A 21,426-nucleotide genomic window follows, 5' to 3' on the forward strand; every position below is an offset into this window, starting at 1 on the left:
GTGTTCTGTATCCTGTTTTCGCGTGACGCGGGAAGCGTCTACCCGGCGTCATTGTTCATTGTTCAAAGCGCTACAGGCCCGTTCTTAAGTTTGGCACTCAACAGCGCCTCAACTTCCGTAAGCCACGCCGTGAGCTCAGCTTCATCGTTTAACGTGCGCTTCGGCAGCGCCACATGGACGACGTTGGGCTTCAAGACCTGGACCGCCGCGTGCCGGGCCGCCTCAAAGCGACTAGAAAGCGCCTGGGTCTTCGAGACCCAGTGGTCGAGGTCACACTCGTCCAGTGCATCTTGCAATTGCTCTGGCGTGCCAAGCCGCACCGTGCCGGGGACAGTCAAATTGTGCTTGTAGCTGAGTTCGGCACGTTGGACTTCGTCCAGCTTGTTCCAGTCGGTATCCGCCTGGAGCTGGGCCTGCTGTTGCTCGAAGGTCTGATGAAACACCTCCAGCTTGGCGTTCAGGGACTGGCGCAATAGGTCTGCCGTTTTGTCCAGCAACGGTCGAACTGGGTCTGGGTCGGCCAGGAGGCTGCGCTGTAACTCAATAGCATCTACCTCGGCCTTGAGTGTGGCGTAGGGACCCAGTCCCTTCGCATGGCGCAAAAGCTCCTTTAACTTGCTCCATACAGGCAGCCGCTTGGCGATGTCGTCGGCCGTCTTAGTCCAAGCCTTGGAAAGGCCAATTACTTCGTCGTTGCGGGTGAACAGCTCTAGCAACTGCGCGTTGCCGGTTTGCGCCTCAATGGCCTCAATTGACGTTAGCTTCGGTGCTTCTGGTGCGGGAGCTTGGCCGCCCGCTTTTGATGCTTGCTCTCGCAATTTAGCCAGCAGGGCTGGCACCTTAGAAAGCTCTTCCTTTGGTTGGCACGGCACACCGACCGTGCTGAAAAGAGTGCGAATCTTGATGAGCTGAGGCGGCGTGATGTTCACGCTCTCACGCTGGAAGCTGGCCTGAGTAAGTTTGGCACGGTCCAGACTTTTGGCGTCAACTGACTTGGAAGACGCATCTTTCGCTTTGATGTGCCCCGCAGATAGCAGAGCATACAAAGCACCATCAATTGCATCCCGAGGCCAACCAAAAGGCGGTGCTTCAAAATTCTCGCGAATCTCGCCCCCCTTTTTTCCAGGGCCAATGTAGCTCAGCAGCTTCAGGCACACTGGGTGTTTGTCGGCCTCCTGAGTATGCCCCACAGCCCTCAGCGCCTCCATGTTGCCTTTGCGAGCCTCATCGAGCACCTTGCTCCACATGTCGTGGTCGGCGGCATCAAACTGGCCGTAGAGGCGAATGGCAGAGGATTTGGCCGCACGGTTGATGCGGTCGGCTAGGTCGTTACCGTCGCTTGCTTCCTGCCCGCCGGCCTGGAACACCCGCACTCCGGCCACGAGTTGGTCCAGCAATTCGGCCAACTCTCTCTCGGCGGTACGCTGTCGACTCTCCATTGAGCGCTGGGCATCACGGCCTTCTTCCGTGGAGGGACTTCCTTTTTTCTGCAGCGTGGTGCGTGCTGCTTCCAGTGCGACGATAGCATTGCTCAGTTCGGTCTTATGCTGTGACGGCAGGAAGGCAAACAGAGTCGGGTTATTCGAGTTCTTGGCCTTGGCTTCGGCAATGACAGATTTCTCTTCGGCCTGCCAGCCGTCCTGAATCCACAGGTAGAGATTTTTGTCGTGGTCTTTGGGTAGACTATCGTGGTAAGTAGGTGTGAGACGACGCTCAACGTTGTCCTTGCCCTGCACAACACGTACCTTCTTTAAGACGTCGCTAAAGCGAGCATTGAGTAGGTCCGCGCGCTTTTGCTCCACCCGTTGAGGCGCTGCCTTAAGCTCAGCCTCTTGGGCACGGAACTCGTCGTACCAGGCACTGGACTCTCGGGTTTGCAGGCGGTACTCGGTGCCGCTACTACCCGCCATTGCCATCACCAGGCGGTCCTTGTTCTGGAGCTCATCGAGCAAATCGGGTAGCTTTTTGCGCAGTTCGGAGGAGCCGGCGGATAAGTCTGTAACTAGCAGGTCAGCCAGGGAATCCTCGGTCGCCTTGAGGCCGAGGTCCAGCGCAGCATCGGCAGGCAACTTGTTAATGAGGTAAATGAGCTTGAGCAGTTTGCCTTTCAGCTGTGCCCGCTCGTCGCCAGCGGCAAAGCGCTGGACGTTCTCAAATACCTCCTTGGGTAACTGGGCGGTGGCAAGCAAGTTTGCGGCAATCTGGTCATACAAAAAATCGCCAGAAACGACGTAACCAAGAGGTGCTTCTGCCGTATCGAGCACGGCCTCATGCACCACGCGAAGCTGACTACGTAATTGCGACACCGTGCCTGTCGTGTCGATTGTGCGGAGAACGCGCTCCCAGAAGCGACGTCGCACCGGTAATAGCGGATAGTCGGATGTCAGAACGTCTTCGTCATCGGTGACATGCTCAAGCTTAGTACCACGCAGGTGGCGAGAAATCTCACCCAAGTTAGCTCGCCAGACTTGCTCTACCTGTGGTTGCGCAGAGGGCTTTTTGGCTAGAATTATTTGACGCGTGACATTCTCAACATCCCAGTCACCGAGCATGATTTGAACAGGGAAGCGCCCCATCAGTCTCTGCAGGTTGGGCATGCCAGATAGCGCTGACTGACCAGTACCAACAACGAGCAACTTGCCGTTGAAGTGCTTGCTGAGCGTTTCGGTGACTTCCTGCACCTGGAAAGCTTTCTCTGCATCTGCACCGATGTACTGCTGCACTTCGTCGAGGACAAGCAGTGTTAGTGGAAACTTGCCGTCTACTGAAAGCGCAGCATCAACTGTATGTACCAGTTGGTCGCTAGTGATGTCGGAAACCTCAGGAAATTGACTCTTCAAAATCAGTCTTAAATCCTTCTGACTGCCCGCCAAGTCAGGACGGTGCTTCAAGAGTGACTGAGCCAACGCCATAGACACGTACATTTCAGCCAAGGTTTTTTCGAGGCTGCGCCCTTCGGCTTCCAAGTCAGCGCGTACTGCTTCTAAAATACCCTCCCGCTTCAGCCACATATACAACTGCGCTTGGTTGTATTGCGCCGGCAGGCCCTTGGACTTAAAAACAATGCCCAGCAAAGCCAAGCGCACGTTATCGCCCGCACCGGCTCCCAGCTTGCCTGCCGCAGCGTGCAGCGACCCGTATCGCTTACCCTGAGTGCTCAACTCCGTCAGGTGTTCGAAAACACTAGTCGGCAGCTTGGCAAGGCTGCGAGCTGTGGCACAGTCAGAGAACTGATAATCGGTCCACAACGTGCGCAGCATTTTAACTAAGTGTGATTTTCCGCTTCCGTAGAAACCGGAAATCCAGACACCCGGCTGCTCAGTGCCAGCATCCAAATTCAACAGGAACTTGTCGAGAATGGTCTCTAGGCCCCTCTCATATTGGCCGTCACAAACAAAAGACTCCAGTTCATAGCGCAGGACAGCCTGAGCGGCGTCGGAATGGTCCTCCGAGACTTCAGCCACCCCGTTATTGACGAGGCGGTTCTCTTTCGGTGCCTTGTTGTAGATGTCTTTGTTCAGCATGTTTTTTGCCTGTTTTTACGGTACGAATAATTAATCTTGCGCAAGCAGAGGGACGGCCAAATAATTCCATCCGTCACGTGCATCCAGCAGTCGATAGGTGTGGTTTTCCGGATGGTGCTCGCCTGGGAAGAACACCAGCAAACGGCCTTGCACTGAATCTTTGATGCCTTCCACCACAGATGAGACCCGCGCCAAACCAAAAAGCGCGCCAGCCCCTAGCAGAGCGACAACCGTATCCGGCCCTGCCTCGGCACCGATGCGCGCTTTCAGCTTCGTTGTAAGGTCGGCGACAAACTCGGTCAATTCGCCAGCCTGGTAGCCCGCTAAGTCCTCAGGGGATTCAAAGTAGGCTTCGCGGTACTCTTGACTGGCCATCCATTCTGGAAATGCGTTGGTTAAGTCGAGCAATAGCCACTGTTTGCCAGCCTGATGAGTAGCCAATTCAAACTCCTCGACATTGGCTCGCAGGCGCAGCTCATCGGCCTTGTCGTAAACGGCAAAGATGACGCGCTGAATGGCAGCAAGTCCTCCGTGCCACGGAACATCTAAGTGCTGCCGATAGGCCGAAACTAGCTTTGATACTTTAGACGACATAAGCGACCTCTTGGCGAATTTGTTCTTCTTCAGGGGTAACGTATCCAGGGAAACGAACCTCTTTCACTCCGCCTGCATTCATGAAGACCAATAACCCGCGATGGGATGCGGAACTGATAAGTGACTCGAGTTCTTCGGCCGAAACACACAGCAAGTTCGCCCATTCGGAGGTAAACAACCTCTGACCGGTACGACCTTCCAGAAAACCCAGAAAAAGTAGCATCGCCGCAGATTCGGGACGCGCCTGGGGCAGTGCACGCGACTTCCGGACGTGACCCAGCAGGAGGCCTGCAGCCGTCCATGTGCCGGAGACGTTCTGCGAGAAGGATTTGAGAGAAGCAGAACTGAAACGGTCCGGGTAGGTTGAGCCTAGAAACGCTTCGACGGCGTCTCGCGTTACTGGAGTTCCTGGAGACAGACCCAAGACGAATTCCTGCGTGCTGCGCAAGAGTGGGTCGCGTGCGAGTGCGACAGAAAGGGCCAGCATTGGCTGCGCAGCCTCATCCAAGGCCCAAAAATGGCGTAGAGCACGGAAAATCGGGTTGACTGGGTCCAGGTCGTACAACGTCGTCATGTGCCGCAGTGCCAACTCGCGTGCCTTGCGTGTGGGCTTGCCCAAAACATTATTTTCTATGATGGCGATAACGTAGTCAGCACGTGATGCTTTCAGTTGAGTGTGAGCGAACAGCACACGCAGGTCATCCAGCATCATGGTACGGGCAGCATGAGGTCCATTAAGCCCGTAGCGAAAACCAAGTCTGGTCAGAAGTGGGTAGAGCCGTTCAGTCACGCAATGCTTCCCTGCAGCTTGGTGTTGACCAATGTCTCTTCGGGTACTCCTTCCAGTGGGTAGACCTGTGCTCGACAGTAGGCTACGACCATGACCTCTATCATGTTCGCAAGACTCCTACGCTCTTTGTCAGCTGCAGCCTGAAGAGCGTTCTTAATCTGCGGTTCCACACGGACACTGACTACTTGTGTTTTCAGCTGGGCCATCATCTCTCCGAAATTGCGAAGCGCCAGCGTTATGCTAGCGGTCTGCTAGCATAACGCTGCCCCCCCTTTTCCGTCCAGTGAAGTTGGGAAATTTATACGCCCCTTCGCGCGGCAATAAGCTTGGCGCGCGGCAAAACCCGGTTGAAATTGCAATTAATACTTTAGCATCTAGTTGGCAACAATAGCATATTTCCCATAAGCAAAATGCCACCGATAGTCACGATGGGTGGGCGTTTGAGCGCCAGTAGAGTCAAGTCGTTAGTCAGGTGCGGCGCTTACGAGAACCTCTTACTTCGCCACTTTGTCCAAGACGATTGGTGCAATTTTCGCAAATTGGGGATTCGCGCCCATATACGTGGAGAGAGCAGCTTCAGCACACGCTTGTGCGACAGTGCACAGGGCCGCCTTAACAGTTTCGTCGAATTCCTTAACTTTCTCATACCGTTCGACCACGACATGCGGTTGAAACGCCGGGATACCATTTATAAGCAATTGGTACTGGTACCCAACCCGACTCTCAAAATCGTCGTAAACGATGCCCTTGTTCGTAACCAGTTGGACGTAGGGACTAATCTTGACACTGAAGAGCTTCGCCTGGAGCTCATGTTCCGCCCGTTGCATCTCGCGAGCTTCAGTAGCAGCCCGAATTTTTTCTGCCTGAAGCTGAATCGCGAACTCGGCACTTTGTTTCGCCATCGCTACTGCAACTTTAAGTTCGCTCTCAGCGAGGCCTCTATTTTTCCCTTCATCGAAACCGCTCTGGCGGGCTTGAGAAATCGCTGCGGCGTGCGCAATCTCGCTTCTGTTACGTTCGGCGAGATACTCCATTTCGTTTACATGCGCCTGGCGCTCAGCCGCATTGATTTTGCTGAGTTGCATCTCGAAGCGACTGTCGTACTGATTGGTCCTACGCTTGTGCAAATAGAAGCCAATAGCAGTGATAGTGGGAAATGCAATGAGTAAAGTCAAAATCGAATCTTGCATGTGTTTCCTAGTGATGAACTAAAGGACGCACGAACCCGCGGTAAGAACCGATTGAGTATCGCTCGCCAGCGTGAGGTTACATACTATCAACAAAGTTCCATTTCGGCACTTATTGGATAACATTCTGTCAGTTTTGTTGGACATTCATAGCGCCGTAGGAATGTCATCAAAATTTGCTGTCCCGTGTGTGACCAGCCTAACAATTCCCTTGTTTTCTGCATCTGAGCGGAACACTTGGGTCGGATGTGGAGGCCGGTCAATTTGAAGGTCGGCTAGGGCCGCACTCCCGGTGAAGAAATTTTGTTCAACGATTCGCCGGTATCTACTCCATCGAAAATTCCCTATATTCGTACTCGATGTACGTTTGGAGATGCAGAGCGAATTCACACATCGCTTGGGCTGCATCGCCCACAGCTTCCCCAGCCGATTTTCCTAATTCAAGCGCGAAGCGGCCACCATCGGCGCACCTCGCTCGCCACAACCCTACCTCGAAATTTTCCTGACGCATATAAATCCAGTAGCTGCACTAGGTTCCAGCCACTCATTTTGGAATCAGGTCATGAACAAAGCTATTGATATTTCGGCACTCAACACACTGAACACGCTGCAACGCGACCAGTACGGCGCTCTCAACCTGCGTCGGCACCTGTCTCCAGAGCTGCAAGCCCAAGCGGCGCAGTTTATGGGTACTGCCATCAAAGTTGGCCTTCTGCCCCAACCGGCTGTCTTCACGAGGTGATTGCGGCCCGTCCGATTTGCATACAAATGTGCAGGCAAGCGCGATGCCGGACACGCCGCCTGTATAAGCAATATCGCAAATCACTATGCTCCTGCCACCAGGAAGTCTAATTTGGATTGCGTACGCACACGCAGCGCGTCTAGTTCGGACCGATTGCTCTTGGCACCGCCGCGCGAGGGAGCTTTCCTAGATGCTACCGTCTCAGATTCACCCTCTGTTGAAAGTTTGTCGGTAGGATTGCCTGTCGTCAGAGCGAGCTTGAGCCAACCATAGAACAAATCTGGGTCCCAAAACACACGGTTTCCGATTTTCGCGGGCGGCGGCAACGTGCCATCAGATACCCAATTTTCGACGGTTCGTAGCGAGACCGCGAGCACATCACCGATGTCAGCTTTGGTCAAAGGCTTGAACGCAGAAGTCGGTTGCATAGCGGGAACTCCAAAAGTTGAGGTCCCATGTGTATCTATCAAATTTTATTGCTCATACCTGGATTGGCAAAAAGAACATGTTCTGAATTCTAAGGACCGGGTAAGGGGTGGCAAATTAGTGGCAGAAGCCCCGAATTTGCCACTAAGCGCAGCTGCACGCAGCTGAGCGCAGCCAACCGCAAGTATTTGATTTATAATGGATGTTCCCGCAATCGGAGCGGGTCTATGGACACTAGAGGCGCGTTCGGGACGCAGAGGCCGGAGGTTCGAATCCTCTCACCCCGACCAGCTTTTTCCTCACTAGGCTGACGTGAACTGCTGTCACCTTGACCTGCGCGTTGGCAGGTTGCCGAGAAGTATGATATTAACTGCATTATTAATATCTTGATCACTTCTCGCGCAAGGGCCTGACCGATGTCTTTCCTGATAGTTCTGGCCGCACTGGCCTTCCTGATGCTGGCCGCCTACCGTGGCTACAGCGTGATCCTGTTTGCGCCGGTCGCCGCGCTGGGTGCCGTGCTGCTCACCGATCCGTCCGCCGTGCCGGCTGTCTTCAGCGGTATCTTCATGGAAAAGATGGTGGGCTTTATCAAGCTGTATTTCCCCGTCTTTTTGCTCGGCGCCGTGTTCGGCAAGCTGATCGAGCTGTCCGGCTTTTCACAGTCGATCGTCGTGGCCGCCATCCGCTATATCGGCAGTTCGCGCGCGAATGCCGTCATCGTTGCCGTGTGTGCGGCCCTGACGTACGGCGGCGTGTCGCTGTTCGTGGTGGTATTTGCCGTGTACCCGTTCGCGGCCGAGCTGTACCGCCAGAGCAATATCCCCAAGCGGCTGATGCCGGGCGCCATCGCCCTGGGCGCATTTTCCTTCACCATGGATACCTTGCCCGGCACGCCGCAAATCCAGAACATCATCCCCACCACCTTTTTCAATACGACCGGCTGGGCCGCGCCATGGCTGGGCACCATCGGCGCCGTGCTGACGGTGATCATGGGACTGGCCTTCCTGGAATGGCGCCGCCGGTCCGTCATGGCGACGGGCGAAGGTTATGGCGTGGAAGCGGAACAGGCCAAGACCGGCGGTGGCGACTTGCCCCATCCGCTGCTGTCGGTGGCGCCTTTGGTGCTGGTGGGCGTGGCCAACTTTGCGCTGACCAAGCTGATTCCCCACTGGTATGGCGACAGTTACGTACTCACCGCCGAGGCCCTGCCCGGCTTGCATGCACCCGTGTCGACGTCGATAGCGTCCGTGACCGGTATCTGGGCCGTGGAAGGCGCCTTATTGCTGGGCATCTTGCTCGTGTGCGTGACGGCCTTCGGGCGTATCCGCGCCGCCTTTGCCGAAGGCACCAAGGCGGCCGTGGGCGGCGCCCTGCTGGCGGCCATGAATACGGCATCCGAATATGGCTTTGGCGGCGTCATCGCGGCCCTGCCCGGCTTCCTTGCCGTCAGCAACACCTTGCGCAGCGTGCCCGATCCGCTCGTCAACGCAGCGGTCTCCGTGACGACCCTGGCCGGCATTACGGGATCGGCTTCGGGCGGCATGAGCATCGCGCTGGCGGCCATGTCGGACAGTTTTATCCAGGCCGCGCAGCAGGCGCACATTCCGCTCGAAGTCATGCACCGCGTGGTGGCCATGGCCAGCGGCGGCATGGATACCTTGCCGCACAATGGCGCCGTGATCACCCTGCTGGCCGTCACGGGCCTCACGCACCGCCAGTCCTACCGCGACATTTTCGGCATCACCGTCATCAAGACGGTGGCCGTGTTCCTCGTCATTGCCATCTATTACATGACGGGACTGGTGTGAGGGTTGGGGCAAGCTACAGCCGCGACGACGATGCCGGCTTCGCCAACGCTTGCGCCGGCTTGAACAGATGGCTGATGCCCATGGTCAGCAGCGGGCCGGCCAGCGCCAGGTAGGAACTGTCGACACCGTACGGATTGCCCGCCAGGAACCAGCCGATGGTGGCGATCACGGAGACGATCACGCCAACGAAGGCGCCGCGCGGCGTGCCGAACTTCGGCGCATAGAAGGCCATCAGCACCAGCACGGCCAGGGTGGCGCGCAGGGCCTTGCCCAGGAAGGCGATCATCAGCAGTTTTTCCGCATACAGCGCCAGCACCAGCGGCAGCAAGCCGGCCACGACGATGGCGATGCGCAGGAACATCAGCGATTTCGCGTCGTTCTTCGCCTTGTTGTACCAGGGATCATAAAAATCCTTCATGGCCAGGGTGGCCGATGCCAGGGTGGTGGCGGAAATGCCGCCGAACAGGGCGCCGGCCAGGCCGACGATCATGATACTGGCGGAAAACGCCGGCATGTGGGCGATCAGGGTCGGGAAGGCGTCGATCGACTTCATGCCCGGATACAGCACGGCACTGCACATGCCGATCAGGGCCGCCATCAGGCCGAACGGGATCATCAGCGACGATACGTAGTAACAGGCGCGCTTGGCCACGGCCGGATTGTCCGTGCTGACCAGGGCCTGGATCACGTATTGCGTGGCGAAGATGGAACCGATGCCGCCGATCATCCAGGCGATGATCTGGCCCCAGCCGATCTCGACCCAGTTGAACATCTTGGCCGGCAGCTGCGCCTGCAGCGCGCCGATGCCGCCTGTTGCTTCCAGCGCATACGCCAGCGCCAGAATCACGCCCAGGTACTTGACGATGGAGTGGGCAAAATTGGTGTACACCACCGAGCGCATGCCGCCCAGGCTGACATAGATCACGGTAATGGCGCCCACCAGCAAGATGGCCACGGTCTTGTTGATATGCAACACGGCTGCCAGCACGGCGCCGCCACTCGCGTACAGGGCCACGGCAACGATGCTCAGCGCAACGATGGTGAGGATGGACGCCGCATAGCGCACGGGTTCGCCGTAGGTTTGCGCCAGGATGCCGGAAATCGTCGACTGCCCGCTTTCCTTGTATTTTTTCACCAGCACGATGGCCAGCAGCAAGAAGCCCAGCGACAGCGCCACCAGATTCCAGGCGGCGGAAATACCCAGTTCATAACCCTTCTGGGCCGTGCCGATGCTGACGGAGCTGCCAATAAATTCCGACAACAAGAGCGCGCCGATCAGGTAGGCGGGATAGTTGCGCCCGCCCGCCGTCATGCCCTCGGCGCTGTTGGCATGCTTGCGCACGCTATACGTAATGTACGACATGAGGGCGAAATAGCCCACCGTGACTGCCGCGATAATGATCAATCTGTTTTCCATCCGTCTACTCCAAGTCTGCTTTTCTTATTATTATTTTTCAAGAAAGCTTCCCCTGCCGCACGCCGGACCAGCCGGCGGCGGTACTCAGAGGAAAACCACATTCCTGCCGTACCGATACGGTACAGCAAGCCTCACACTAAAAAAGTGCGCAACTGCGCCGTGAACAAGTCCGCCGCCTCGATGTTCGAGATATGCGAAGCGGGCAGGCTTGCCAGGCGGGCGCCAGCAATCTGCTGCTGCAGCCAGCGCCCGTCGTCGACGGTGGTCACGGGATCGTGCTCGCCCGCGATGATCAGGGTCGGCACGGCGATCGTGCCGACGCAGGCGTGCAAGTCCGCCTGGGCCAGCATGTCGCAGCAGGCCGCGTAGCCGCCGGCATCCTGATCGCGCAAGGTGCCGGCCAGGCGCGCCACCGTGGCCACTTCGCGCGCGATGAACGGCGGCGTGAACCAGCGCGCGGCGGCGCCCTCGGCCACCGCGGCCATGCCGTCGCGGCGCACTTGCTCCGCCCGCAGCTGCCACGGCGCGGCACCGCCGATGCGCGCCGCCGTATTTGCCAGTACGAGCTTCGTCAGGCGCTGCGGCTGATGAATGCCCAGCCACTGGCCCGTCAAGCCGCCCATGGAAATGCCGCAGAAGGCGGCGCTGGGGATATCGAGGTGATCGAGCAGTGCCACCACGTCCAGTCCCAGCCGCCCGATGCCGAACGGCGCGCTGCCGCTGGCCGACCGGCCATGGCCGCGCGTGTCGTAGCGCACGACAAAAAAATCGCCGGCCAGCGCGGCCGCTTGCGCATCCCACATGGACAAGTCCGTGCCGAGAGAATTCGACAGGACCAGGCAAGGCTTGCTGCGCTCGCCATCCGTGCGGTAATGCAGGCCGATACCGTCCACCTCGCACATTTTCCCGGCAGTGTCGTTGCCTGTATCCGTCATCGCATGCCTCCTCAGGAATCGTCGTCGCGCACCGACGAGGGATGGCGGCACAGCGGCATCACGTCGATCTGCATGTAGGGAAACAGCGGCAAGGAGGTGAGCAAGTTGTGCAGCTCCTCCACGCTGTCCACGTCGAAGACGCTGATGTTGGCGTACTGGCCGGCGATGCGCCACAGGTGGCGCCACTTGCCTTCGTGCTGCAGGCGCTGCGCCAGTGCCTTTTCCGTCTGCTTGAGCTGCGCCGCCTGCTCGGCGGGCATGCTCAATGGCAGGTTTACGTTCATGCGTACATGGAATAACATGGTTTTTCCTTTGACTGACTTATTGACGCTGCAGGGAGCGCAGCTTGTCCATATCGATCTCGATGCCCAGGCCCGGCCCCGTCGGTACCTGCAGCATGAAGTCGCGGTACACGAGCGGCTCGCGCAAGACTTCCTGCGTCAGCAGCAGTGGCCCGAACAGCTCCGTGCCCCAGGCCAGTTCCGCGAACGTGGAGCACACGTGGGCCGTGGCGGCGGTGCCGACGCCGCCTTCGAGCATGGTGCCGCCGTACAGTCCCACGCCGGCCAGGCGCGCCACGGTGGCCACTTCCAGCGCGGGCAGCAAGCCGCCCGACTGGGTGATTTTCACCGCATACACGTCGGCCGCATCGGCCTGGGCCAGCGCCAGCGCATCGGCGGGACCGTGCAAGGCTTCGTCGGCCATGATGGCCACGTCGAAGCGCCGCGTCAGGCGCGCCAGCGCGGCGCGGTTGCCGGCTTTCACCGGCTGCTCGATCAGGTCGATGCCGCCCGCTTCCAGCGCGGCGATGCCGCGCACGGCGTCCGTCTCGCTCCAGGCCTGGTTGACATCGACGCGCACGCTGGCCCGTTCGCCCAGCGCCCGCTTGATCTCCAGCACGTGGGCCACGTCATCCATCACGTCGCGCATGCCGATCTTCAGCTTGAAGATGCGGTGCCGGCGCAAGTCCAGCATTTTTTCCCCTTCGGCGATGTCGCGCGCGGTGTCGCCGCTGGCCAGCACCCAGGCCACAGGCAGCGCATCGCGCACGCGGCCGCCCAGCAATTCCGACAGCGGCACGTTCAGGCGGCGCGCCTGCGCATCGAGCAGCGCCGTCTCGATCGCGCACTTGGCGAAGCGGTTGCCCTGTATGACCTTGCGCACCCTGGCCATGGCCTTGGCCACTTCGCTCGCTTCCATGCCGACGAGCAGCGGCGCGATATAGGTATCGATATTCGTCTTGATGCTTTCCGGGCTTTCGCCGCCGTAGCTCAAGCCGCCGATGGTGGTCGCTTCGCCCCAGCCCGTGATGCCGTCAGCGCAGCGCAGCCGCACCAGCACCAGGGTTTGCGTATTCATGGTGGCGACGGACATCCGGTGCGGACGAATGGTTGGCACATCGACCAGGTAGGTCTCGATATTTTGAATCATATTTATTCCGTATAATTCTGTGGAGTGGTGACACGATATTCCCCGAATCTCCCCACGTCCAACACCGAGTTGGTATCAAACCTATACCTGAAAGGTATGAAGATGGAATTACGGCACTTGCGCTACTTCGTTGCGGTCGCGGAGGAAAGAAACTTCACGCGGGCCGCCGCGCGCTTGCACATCGCGCAGCCGCCGCTGAGCCGGCAGATGCAGCAGCTGGAAGAAATCCTGGGCGTGGCGCTGATCGAAAAGGGTTCGCGTCCCCTGCGCCTGACGGAAGCGGGCGAGTTTTTCCTCGCCCATGCGCGGCCCCTGCTCGACCAGGTGCGCGACCTGCAGGCGATGACGCAGCGTGTCGGCAAACTGGAACGCACCCTGTCGATCGGCTTTGTCGCCTCTACCCTGTATGGGGAATTGCCAGACATCGTGCACCGCTTTTGCGAGCGCCATCCCGAGGTCGACGTGACCCTGCATGAAATGACGACGGTGCAGCAGCTCAAGGCCCTGAAGGAAGGCCGCATCGACGTGGGTTTCGGGCGTCTGAAAAGCGAAGACCCCAGCATCCGCCGCATCCTGCTGCGCGAGGAGCGGCTGGTGGTGGCCCTGCCGCCCGGCCACCGGCTGGCCAGGGGGGAAGGCGGATTACGCCTCACGGACCTGATCCACGAAACCCTGCTCGTGTATCCGAAAGCGCCCCGCCCCAGCTTTGCCGACCAGGTGCTGGCCATGTTCAGCGAAGGCAATGTCACCCCCGGCCCCGTCACGGAAGTGCGCGAGCTGCAGATTTCCATGGGACTGGTGGCGGCCGGCCAGGGCATTTCCATCGTGCCGGAAAGCGTGCAAGCCATGCATCACCGGAACGTCGTGTACCGCAAGCTGGACGACAAGCATGCGTTCTCGCCGATTTTATTCAGCATGCGGCATATGGACCGCTCGCCTGAACTGGAAAACATCCTCGCCGCCGTGTACTCGATCTACGATGAACACGGCATCGCGCACGTCAAGGAAAGCCTGTAGCAGTGACTACGCCGCGTCGGCCAGCAATTCCGGGCGCAGCGCGCGGATGCGCAGTTCCGTGAAGTAGCCGCCCGCCTCGTTGTAGCGCAGGTAGTAACGGCCGCAGTTCAGGCAGCGGGCCACCTGGCTCAGGTTCGCGGGATAGTAGCGCGGGGCGATGGGCGCATCGATGCTGTCGTAGCGCGTGCCGTGCGGGTGGTATTCGGCAAACGTCGGTTCCTCGTACGGATCTTCGCGCAGGGTGCCGATTTCTTCAAAGCGGTCCAGCTCCAGCGAGGTAGGCAGGCGCTGCCAGGCGTCCAGCGGGACGGCGCAGCAGCTGCATTTTTTGGTAATCGTGGCCGAAGCGGTGGCCAGCGCGGACAAGGCGGGAAAGTCGAGGAATATCATGTTCAGCCATTGCAAAGGTGCGGCCTGTGGCAACGAGCCTGGCCGCGCCCTTTCATTCTAGCGGAATGCATCTTTCAATGCCCCATGAAGTCATTCCACTTCGGCAGCAGCACGATGCTGTTCGGATTGAGCCCCTTGTTTTTCAGGGTATCGACACTACCCGCCACCACTTCCTTTTTCATATCGATGACGGTGATGCTGCCATCGCTCATGCCCGGCAGGTTGAGCAGCGCGTTCTGCACGAAGGCATAGCGGCCATCCCTGGTGAACGCCACGTGGTGCGCGCCTTCGGCGGCAGGGATCGATTTCAATAGCCGGGGCTTGCCGATGCCGCCCGTCAGGTCGAAGATATGCAGGTGGCCCGGCTTGGCCGTCGTCAGGTACAGCCGCGTCGCGCCCTTGTTGAAATACAGCTCCAGCGGCACGCCCGCCTTTTGTTCGGCAAAGTCATGCACCTGGGCCGTGTCGAAATCCCTGGTTGCCGGATTCCACGTGGCGGTCCACACGGTGCCGCCGTACATATTGGCGACGTAGGCGACAGGCGGTTTGCTGCCCGGGACGAACAGCACTTCCACCGGCGCTTCGCCAGACGGCGACGGCTTTTTCGACAGCTTGTGCGTGCCCAGCACCTTGCCCGTGCTCGTTTCCAGCACGCTGATCACTTCACCCGCGTCGCCCAGGTCCGTGGGGCGGATGGTGCTCGTCAGCAGGGTGCGGTCGATGCCATCGTGGACGGCCAGGCCATGCGGATATGGCGCCGGCAGCCTGACGGTGCGTCCCGGCTTGTCGTGCACGGCGTCGCCTTCCAGCATGGCCTGCGATCCCATGCAGCTCAGATACCAGCGCTTGTGGTCATCCGAAAAGACGATGTCCTCGCCCACCTGGCAAGTCGGCACCTCGATCACCTTGATGGGAAAGTCCTTGTGGCGCATGTTCATCACGCGCAGCTGCGTCTTGCCCAGCGCCGTGATGTAAGCCTTGCTCATGTCGTGGTTGTAGAAGATATGGTGCGCCACCAGGTCCGGCGGCAGGGCGATGTCGCGCACGATCTTGCCGAAGTTTTTCGACTCGGGATCGACATCGATGATGGCGATGCCCTCCTTGCGCGACGGCGGCGCGACAGGGCTTTTCAGCGATTTCAATGACTCGGGCGCCTTGCTCTCGTAATTGACCATGGCCAGGATTTCGGCCGACGCAGGCAACACCCCATGCATGTCACGGCCAGTGCAAACATCGCTTTTTTCATCATCTCCCCCGCCTTTTCCAAGTGTCGTCGGATCCGCGCCGATCATTCTACGGCCGCACTTTTTCAAACTGGCGTTTTTTTTCAGATGGCCAATGCTGGAAATCTTTCCTAAAATTTAAGCATGAAAAAATACTCATTCCACCCTACGCTTGCCAGCCTGGGCCTGGCCATTTTCCTGCTGTGCATATCGGCGCAAAGCCAGTCGCAGAGCGGCTCTGCGGCAAAACCGCAGCAACAGGAACAGCATGTGGCGCTGGCCATCGCGCAGCGCAAAATCGCCGCGAAGCCACCGACGATACGGGTCCGGCAGGACACCCGGATCACCGTGGATTGGAGTACCGACGAAATAGTCAGTATCCACTTGCATGGCTACGATCAGCTGCTGGAGGTCAAGCCGGGCGAGACAAAAGCCATGCGCATCGACGCCACGGTGCCGGGACGCTTCCCTGTTTCCGCGCACGGCTATGGCGCGCAAACGGAGGGCAAGGGCAAGCAGCACACGCATCACCGCGAGGCGCCCCTGATGTACCTGGAAGTGCTGCCGCGATGATGCGGCGCTCCATCGCTTTCGTCCTGCTGGCCGCGCCAGGCATCGCCCATGCGCACGGCTTTGGCCAGCGCTACGACCTGCCCTTGCCGCTCTGGCTATATTTGCTGGGCGCGGGACTGACGGTGGCGCTGTCGTTTGCCTTCCTGGCACTGTGGCGCCGGGATGGCACAGCGACCTGCCAGGGCGACTATGCGCGCCTCGTCCTGCGGCAGGTTCCTGGCGCGCGCGCCATCGCTTTCGCACTGCGCCTGCTGGTGCTGGCGTTGTATATCCTGGTGATCGTGGCGGGACTGGTGGGCGTGCAAAACCCCGTGAAAAATATCGCGCCCGCCATGGTGTGGGCCATCTGGTGGGTCGGCATGGCCTACGTGTCGGCGCTGCTGGGCGACTTGTGGGCGCTGGTCAATCCGCTCGACAGCGTGGCGCGCGCGGCACAGCATCTGTTCCCCCGCTGGCGCGCACCGCTGGCGTGGCCGCGCTGGCTCGACAGCTGGCCGGCGGCGGCCCTGTTCTTCGGCTTTATCTGGATGGAGCTGAACTGGGAAGGCAGCGAGCAGCCGGCCAGCTTGGCCTGGACCATGCTGCTGTATTCCGCCTGCACGTGGGCAGGCATGGCGCTGTTCGGCCGCGCCGCCTGGCTGCGCCATGCGGAAGTTTTCAACGTCGTCTTCGGTCTGCTGGCGCGCTTCGCGCCCGTGACATTCCGCGACGGCGCCTGCTACGTGCGCCCGTATGCGGCGGGCCTGCTGGCAGTGGAACCCGTGCGCCCTGCCTGCCTGGTGCTGGTGATCCTCATGCTGGCCTCCGTCAGCTTCGACGGCATGATGGAAACGCAAGCGTGGTACGACATCGTCGACGCCGTCCTCGCAGTGGCGCCAGGTGCGCTGGCATGGATCACCACGGCCGCCCTGCTGCTGATGCCGGCCCTGTTCCTGCTGGTGTTCCTGCTGTTTTGCGCGCTGATCGCCCGCTGCGGCGCCAGCGATGGCCAGCCGGCCATACCCTTGCTGCGCGTGGCCGGCCACTTCGTGCTGACCCTGGTGCCGATCGCCATCGCCTACCATTTCGCCCACTACCTGTCTTTCCTGGCGATGGCGGGCCAGTACCTGATTCCGCTGGCGTCGGACCCGCTGGGCCTGGACTGGGACCTGTTCGGCACGAAGCTGTACTTCATCCGCCTTGGCATCATCGACGCCAAGGTGGTGTGGTACGTATCCCTGTTCGCCATCGTCGCAGGCCACGTGGCGGCCGTCTGGTTGGCCCATGTCTGCGCGCTGCGCCTGTACGCCAGTCGCCGCGCGGCCCTGCGCAGCCAGTATCCGATGCTGGCCCTGATGATCGCCTACACTTTGCTCAGTCTCTGGATCATCGCGCAGCCCATCGTCGGCGGCTAGCCCGTGCCAGGAACAGCTCCAGCAGCAACAGCATGCCGCCGGAAACGAGCAGCAGCGGCATCAGCGCGCACATGACGGCTGCCGCCAGCCAGGCCAGCGCGGAAGGCGACGTCCAGGCGCCCGGCAGCAGCCTGGGTAAACCCAGCGAGCCAGGCAAGCGCCGTTTGAAAAACATCACCCAGCCCGACACCAGCGAGAACAGCACGCTGGCGCCGAACAGCAGCAGCACGGCCTGGTTCCACCAGCCGAATTCGCCGCGGTGGAACGGAATGCCGATGGCGGTGGCCTTGCCGAACGCCGTCTGCGCCTCCCACCCCGCGTAATACAGGGGCTTGCCGCTATAGGCATCGAATTGCAGGTCGAAGCGCAAGGTGGGCTGGCTGCGGTCAGCCATGGTGGCGCGCCACACATCGTCCTGGCTGGCCGGCGCCGTCAGCTGCACGGCGATGGCGGGCGCGTGGCTGCGCGCTACCTGCCACGCATCCTGCCAGTCGAGCGGAGCGCCCTCCTCGCGCGAGTGCAAATCACGTGGCACGGGCGGCGGCGCCTGGCCGCTGATGTCGCGCAACGCGCGGATGCGCCCGCCCGCCTGCTGGCTCCACGTCAGGCCCGTCGTCAGGATCACGACGCTAACGATGCCGAGCGCCACGCCCAGGAAAGCATGCCACTGGCGCCAGCCATTGCGGCCCCGCGCGCCCCGCTTCGGCAAGCCCGATTGCGCGCCGCGCGGCCACCACAGCACCACGCCCGTCACCAGCATCACCATCAGCCAGCTGGCCGCCAGCTCGATCATCCAGCGCCAGCCATCGTTCTGCAGCAGGCGCGAATGCAGCTTTTTCGCCCAGTTGCCGAAGCGCTCGCTGCTGGCCAGGCTGCCCAGCACGCGCGCGTCATAGGGATTCACATACACGACGATGGCTTGCGCGGGCAGGCCGAACTTCGGCCTGGCGGGCGTGAGCGGCGCGGCATGTCCGCCATGGCCCGCATGTTCATCCTGCGCGCCGCCGGGCGGCGCGAACGCCACCTGCACCGCATCGTCCTGTTGAAACGGCGGCACCACGTGCTGCACCGCCCAGCCTCGAGGCGCAGCCCGCTCCGCAGCCGCCACGGCGGCGTCCAGCGGCAGCATCGAGCCCTGCGGCGCCACATGGTCCAGGTGCTGGTACAGCCTTGCCTCGATCTGCGGCGTGAACACGTACAAAATGCCCGTCAGGGTAGCTAGCAGGGCAAACGGCGAGGCGATCAGCGCGGCCCAGAAATGGATGCGCCAGTACAGGCTTTTGCGCCGCGCGATGAGAAAGGTGAAATCGTCCATGGCCATCCTCACAGTGCGTTGAAGGTATAACCCAAGCCCAGCATCACGCTGCGCGGCGCACCGGGCGTGTACTGATTCTGGCTGTTCGGCGCATAGCTGCCCACTCCCGCATAGCTGCTGCTGGCCGAATCGGCATAGCGTTTATCGGCCAGGTTGCGCACCTGCGCCCACGCTTCCAGCCCGCGCGCGACCTGATAGCTGGCACGCAGGTTCAGCAAGGCGTGGCCCTTGTACTCCACCGTGTTGGCATTGTTCATCCAGTAGCGCCCCTGGTGCACGGCTTCAAGTGCGATACGCGCGCCGGCCACGGGCTTGTAGCCGATCTCGAACGAGGTGATGTCGCGCGGCGCCTGCGGCATGGCGCGGCCGCTGTAATCGAGAGTACTGGAGAGCTGGTAGCGCAGGTAGCGGTGGCGCGCGATGGCCGTGGCGAAGCGCGCGTCGAACGGGCCGCTGTCGTAATTCAGGCCCAGCTCCAGCCCTTCGCTGCGCGTGCGCCCCGCATTGCGGTTTTCGCTGTTGCCCGGCGAGAGCGTGTAGCTGACGATGGTGTCGCGCCCATCGAGCCGGTACAGGGCCGTATCGAGTTTCAAACGGCCCTGCAAAAAGGCCCAGCGCAAGCCCAGTTCATAGTTGTTGTAGACGGACGGCTGCAAGTTGGCGATGCCCGTCTTGCCATACAACTGGCTCACTTCCGGCGGCGTGAAGCCCTGGCTGACGTTCGCATACGCACTGCCCGCATGGCCGATGGCGTAGGTGGCGCCCAGTTTCGGGCTCACATGCGAAAAACTGCGCGACTCGTCGGGCGCGCCGTAATTGACGCTGCCGCCGGGCGCCAGCTTGTTATGGTAGTCGTAGCGGATGGCGTCAGAACGGCCACCCAGCACCACGCGCGTGCCCACCAGCGGAGAAAATTCCCATTGCGCGAAGACGGCCGTGTTGAGGATATCCGTCTGGTAGTCGCGCACGCCCTGCGGATTGCTGGCATTGGCCAGGGAGTAGCGCAGGTAGCGGCCCGTGGCGGCATCGCGCACGATGGACAGATTGTCGCTGACAAAGGGATTGTCGCTCTTGTCCACGTACACACCGGCGATCAGGCGCGAACGCAGCCACGCGAATTCCTGCTGGTGTTTCACGTCCAGTCCCAGCGAATCGACGTGGTTGTTGTTGATGACGCCCTTGCACAGCATGCCCGCGCAACTGCCTATGGAATACGCGGGAATCTGCCCATGGTCGTTCTTGCGCGTAAACACGGTGACGGTGCTCGTGCCATTGACTGTCGTCGCGCCTTCCCACGCCAGGTTCATTCGCGTGGTCTTGTCCTTGCGGTAGGTAAACGTATTCAAACTCTTGCCGGGATTGCTGCGGTAATCGTTTTCGAACAGGCTGCCCGTCATGGCCGCATCGAGATCCGTGTGGACGATGGTGGCGCGCAACTGCGAAGTGGGGCTGAGCGCATAGTCGGCGCGCAGCGAGAATGAATCCTTGTCGCCATAGCTGTACTCCTGCCAGTTGTCGCGCGAACGGCGCGAGCTGTAATGGGAAAAGCGCAGTCCCAGCGGACCCCAGGTATCGCTGGCGGAAGTGTCGTAGCGGGTGTAGCCGCCCACGTTATCGCGCCGCACGCCCACGCTTGCCGTGGGTGTCGCGCTGGCGCCGGCCGTAAGGAAATTGACGGCGCCGCCGACGGCATTGCTGCCGTACAGCGACGAGGCGGCGCCCTTCACCACTTCCACGCCGCTGGCGCCCGCCATGTTCATCTCGTTGAGCGAGTTATGGTTGAAGACGCCCAGCGGGCGGATGGGAATGCCGTCTTCGAGGTACTGGTAGACGGCATTCGTGCCGATGGGCTGGCGGATGCTCATGCTGTGCTGCTCGTTGCCCAGGTCATTCCAGTACACGCCGGCGATGCGGTTGAGGATATCGCCCATGGTCTTGGGCTTGTCGCGTTCCAGCATTTTGGCATTGACGGCACCGATGGCCTGCGGCGTCTCGGACAGCCACGATTGCGCGCGCGAACCGGAAACGACGACGGTGTCGATGGCGTGGTCGGTTTGGTCAAGTTGCTGCGCCTGCGCGCAGGGGTAAGCGAGGGTGATGGCGACGGCCAGCACCAATAATTTCTTGTTCATGTGATTCTCGTATAAGTGTGCGGATGCGGCGCGTCACACCGCAAGGTGGGCAGCGCCAGCATTGAAAATGCAAAAACCTAGACGAGAGCGGGCGGCGCGCGCGACTGCGCGGTGGACCAGATGAACAGCGGTGACGGGGACTGGTAGTACAGGGCCGGGAAAATGGCCGTGCCGCTGGCCACAAGCAGCGGCAGCACGGGACTGGCGGGCGGCAGGCCGACGGAACCCGCGTGCGTGGAACAGAAGGCGCAATGCTCCATCTGCATGGCCTTGCCGCCGGATTTTTCATCGGCGGCGCCGTCATTGTCGACCTGGACGAAACGGATGCCGGCCACCGAACAGATTTCCGCCCAGCCGGAGCCGGACTCCTGCTTGGCGTTGGCGACGGCCTGGGAAATCGACGGCGCGAGCGCCGCCAGCAGGATCGCGAAACAGGCGATCCAGGCGGCAAAGCGGCGCGTGAACAAGGTCATTCCCATGGCCGCATTTTACCAGCGGCCGCCGGGACTGGGTAGCGGAAAGCGG

18 protein-coding genes are annotated in these 21,426 nt (G+C 60.6%); 5 read left to right on the forward strand and 13 right to left on the reverse strand.

All coding sequences use genetic code 11. The features are described from left to right. Positions 1–62: 62 nt before the first annotated feature. The 4 genes from brxC to CSQ91_RS21675 all read right to left on the reverse strand — a co-directional run bounded on the left by brxC (position 63) and on the right by CSQ91_RS21675 (position 6,098). Positions 63–3,524 (reverse strand): BREX system P-loop protein BrxC, encoded by a 3,462-nt coding sequence (gene brxC / locus CSQ91_RS21655; protein WP_099389566.1) that lies wholly within the window; start codon positions 3,522–3,524, stop codon positions 63–65. Between the two features lie 30 nt (positions 3,525–3,554). Next, the gene (locus tag CSQ91_RS21660; protein ID WP_099389567.1) at positions 3,555–4,118 is read right to left on the reverse strand and encodes a DUF1788 domain-containing protein; all 564 of its coding nucleotides are present in this window, start codon (positions 4,116–4,118) and stop codon (positions 3,555–3,557) included. After that, on the reverse strand, positions 4,108–4,908 hold the full coding sequence (locus CSQ91_RS21665; protein WP_257217433.1) for a hypothetical protein: 801 nt from the start codon (positions 4,906–4,908) through the stop codon (positions 4,108–4,110). Before CSQ91_RS21665 ends, CSQ91_RS21660 begins: the two co-directional genes overlap by 11 nt. A 494-nt stretch (positions 4,909–5,402) precedes the next feature. Then, on the reverse strand, positions 5,403–6,098 hold the full coding sequence (locus CSQ91_RS21675) for a hypothetical protein (protein WP_099389570.1): 696 nt from the start codon (positions 6,096–6,098) through the stop codon (positions 5,403–5,405). Positions 6,099–6,657: 559 nt separating this feature from the next. Here CSQ91_RS21675 and CSQ91_RS21685 point away from each other — a divergent pair. After that, positions 6,658–6,837: a hypothetical protein gene (locus CSQ91_RS21685; RefSeq protein WP_099389572.1), complete on the forward strand. Its 180-nt coding sequence runs from the start codon at positions 6,658–6,660 to the stop codon at positions 6,835–6,837. An 842-nt stretch (positions 6,838–7,679) separates the two neighbouring features. After that, on the forward strand, positions 7,680–9,074 hold the full coding sequence (locus CSQ91_RS21690) for a GntP family permease (protein ID WP_099389573.1): 1,395 nt from the start codon (positions 7,680–7,682) through the stop codon (positions 9,072–9,074). A 13-nt stretch (positions 9,075–9,087) separates the two neighbouring features. On the opposite strand, the gene CSQ91_RS21695 is transcribed toward CSQ91_RS21690, so the two are convergent. The 4 genes from CSQ91_RS21695 to CSQ91_RS21710 form a co-directional block, all read right to left on the reverse strand. Continuing rightward, a complete protein-coding gene (locus CSQ91_RS21695) occupies positions 9,088–10,491 on the reverse strand; it encodes a sodium:solute symporter family protein (RefSeq protein WP_034782432.1) in 1,404 nt (467 codons plus the stop codon). 131 nt (positions 10,492–10,622) lie between these two features. Further along, the gene (pcaD, locus tag CSQ91_RS21700) at positions 10,623–11,426 is read right to left on the reverse strand and encodes a 3-oxoadipate enol-lactonase (RefSeq protein WP_257217435.1); all 804 of its coding nucleotides are present in this window, start codon (positions 11,424–11,426) and stop codon (positions 10,623–10,625) included. A gap of 11 nt (positions 11,427–11,437) precedes the next feature. Further along, positions 11,438–11,728, reverse strand: coding sequence for a muconolactone Delta-isomerase (gene catC / locus CSQ91_RS21705; RefSeq protein ID WP_034782430.1), 291 nt, complete (start codon positions 11,726–11,728; stop codon positions 11,438–11,440). Positions 11,729–11,747: 19 nt separating this feature from the next. Beyond that, on the reverse strand, positions 11,748–12,857 hold the full coding sequence (locus tag CSQ91_RS21710) for a muconate/chloromuconate family cycloisomerase (protein ID WP_099389575.1): 1,110 nt from the start codon (positions 12,855–12,857) through the stop codon (positions 11,748–11,750). Positions 12,858–12,959: 102 nt separating this feature from the next. Here CSQ91_RS21710 and CSQ91_RS21715 point away from each other — a divergent pair, with 102 nt between their 5' ends. Next, entirely contained in the window at positions 12,960–13,874 is a 915-nt protein-coding gene (locus CSQ91_RS21715; protein ID WP_070260212.1) for a LysR family transcriptional regulator, read from the forward strand. Positions 13,875–13,880: 6 nt separating this feature from the next. Here the strand turns inward: CSQ91_RS21715 and CSQ91_RS21720 are convergent, their stop codons facing one another. Both CSQ91_RS21720 and CSQ91_RS21725 read right to left on the reverse strand, forming a co-directional pair. Then, the gene (locus tag CSQ91_RS21720) at positions 13,881–14,264 is read right to left on the reverse strand and encodes a hypothetical protein (RefSeq protein ID WP_070281055.1); all 384 of its coding nucleotides are present in this window, start codon (positions 14,262–14,264) and stop codon (positions 13,881–13,883) included. A 74-nt stretch (positions 14,265–14,338) separates the two neighbouring features. After that, positions 14,339–15,478 (reverse strand): YncE family protein, encoded by a 1,140-nt coding sequence (locus tag CSQ91_RS21725; RefSeq protein ID WP_099389576.1) that lies wholly within the window; start codon positions 15,476–15,478, stop codon positions 14,339–14,341. Between the two features lie 153 nt (positions 15,479–15,631). On the opposite strand from CSQ91_RS21725, the gene CSQ91_RS21730 reads away from it, so the two are divergent. Further along, on the forward strand, positions 15,632–16,060 hold the full coding sequence (locus CSQ91_RS21730) for a hypothetical protein (protein ID WP_099389577.1): 429 nt from the start codon (positions 15,632–15,634) through the stop codon (positions 16,058–16,060). Next, positions 16,057–17,454, forward strand: a complete 1,398-nt coding sequence (locus CSQ91_RS21735) for a hypothetical protein (protein WP_099389578.1) — start codon at positions 16,057–16,059, stop codon at positions 17,452–17,454. Before CSQ91_RS21730 ends, CSQ91_RS21735 begins: the two co-directional genes overlap by 4 nt. Here CSQ91_RS21735 and CSQ91_RS21740 read toward each other — a convergent pair. The 3 genes from CSQ91_RS21740 to CSQ91_RS21750 all read right to left on the reverse strand — a co-directional run bounded on the left by CSQ91_RS21740 (position 17,426) and on the right by CSQ91_RS21750 (position 21,380). After that, complete coding sequence (locus CSQ91_RS21740) at positions 17,426–18,769, reverse strand: PepSY-associated TM helix domain-containing protein (RefSeq protein WP_099389637.1); 1,344 nt, start codon at positions 18,767–18,769, stop codon at positions 17,426–17,428. The genes CSQ91_RS21735 and CSQ91_RS21740 overlap by 29 nt on opposite strands. Before the next feature lie 8 nt (positions 18,770–18,777). Next, positions 18,778–20,901 carry a TonB-dependent receptor family protein gene (locus tag CSQ91_RS21745; protein ID WP_257217437.1) on the reverse strand — a complete coding sequence of 708 codons (2,124 nt, stop codon included), beginning with the start codon at positions 20,899–20,901 and terminating at the stop codon, positions 18,778–18,780. A gap of 77 nt (positions 20,902–20,978) precedes the next feature. Next, positions 20,979–21,380, reverse strand: coding sequence for a DUF2946 domain-containing protein (locus CSQ91_RS21750; RefSeq protein ID WP_230522276.1), 402 nt, complete (start codon positions 21,378–21,380; stop codon positions 20,979–20,981). Between the last annotated feature and the right edge of the window lie 46 nt (positions 21,381–21,426).

Source organism: Janthinobacterium sp. BJB301, assembly GCF_002735685.1.
Classification (GTDB): domain Bacteria; phylum Pseudomonadota; class Gammaproteobacteria; order Burkholderiales; family Burkholderiaceae_D; genus Janthinobacterium; species Janthinobacterium lividum.

Bases quoted from the DNA above. Each gene is read 5' to 3' on its own strand.
- brxC (WP_099389566.1), bottom strand. From the start codon at position 3,524: ATGCTGAACAAAGACATCTACAACAAGGCACCGAAAGAGAACCGCCTC.
- CSQ91_RS21660 (WP_099389567.1), bottom strand. From the start codon at position 4,118: ATGTCGTCTAAAGTATCAAAGCTAGTTTCGGCCTATCGGCAGCACTTA.
- CSQ91_RS21675 (WP_099389570.1), bottom strand. From the start codon at position 6,098: ATGCAAGATTCGATTTTGACTTTACTCATTGCATTTCCCACTATCACT.
- CSQ91_RS21685 (WP_099389572.1), top strand. From the start codon at position 6,658: ATGAACAAAGCTATTGATATTTCGGCACTCAACACACTGAACACGCTG.
- CSQ91_RS21690 (WP_099389573.1), top strand. From the start codon at position 7,680: ATGTCTTTCCTGATAGTTCTGGCCGCACTGGCCTTCCTGATGCTGGCC.
- CSQ91_RS21695 (WP_034782432.1), bottom strand. From the start codon at position 10,491: ATGGAAAACAGATTGATCATTATCGCGGCAGTCACGGTGGGCTATTTC.
- pcaD (WP_257217435.1), bottom strand. From the start codon at position 11,426: ATGACGGATACAGGCAACGACACTGCCGGGAAAATGTGCGAGGTGGAC.
- catC (WP_034782430.1), bottom strand. From the start codon at position 11,728: ATGTTATTCCATGTACGCATGAACGTAAACCTGCCATTGAGCATGCCC.
- CSQ91_RS21710 (WP_099389575.1), bottom strand. From the start codon at position 12,857: ATGATTCAAAATATCGAGACCTACCTGGTCGATGTGCCAACCATTCGT.
- CSQ91_RS21715 (WP_070260212.1), top strand. From the start codon at position 12,960: ATGGAATTACGGCACTTGCGCTACTTCGTTGCGGTCGCGGAGGAAAGA.
- CSQ91_RS21720 (WP_070281055.1), bottom strand. From the start codon at position 14,264: ATGATATTCCTCGACTTTCCCGCCTTGTCCGCGCTGGCCACCGCTTCG.
- CSQ91_RS21725 (WP_099389576.1), bottom strand. From the start codon at position 15,478: ATGCATGGGGTGTTGCCTGCGTCGGCCGAAATCCTGGCCATGGTCAAT.
- CSQ91_RS21730 (WP_099389577.1), top strand. From the start codon at position 15,632: ATGAAAAAATACTCATTCCACCCTACGCTTGCCAGCCTGGGCCTGGCC.
- CSQ91_RS21735 (WP_099389578.1), top strand. From the start codon at position 16,057: ATGATGCGGCGCTCCATCGCTTTCGTCCTGCTGGCCGCGCCAGGCATC.
- CSQ91_RS21740 (WP_099389637.1), bottom strand. From the start codon at position 18,769: ATGGACGATTTCACCTTTCTCATCGCGCGGCGCAAAAGCCTGTACTGG.
- CSQ91_RS21745 (WP_257217437.1), bottom strand. From the start codon at position 20,901: ATGAACAAGAAATTATTGGTGCTGGCCGTCGCCATCACCCTCGCTTAC.
- CSQ91_RS21750 (WP_230522276.1), bottom strand. From the start codon at position 21,380: ATGGGAATGACCTTGTTCACGCGCCGCTTTGCCGCCTGGATCGCCTGT.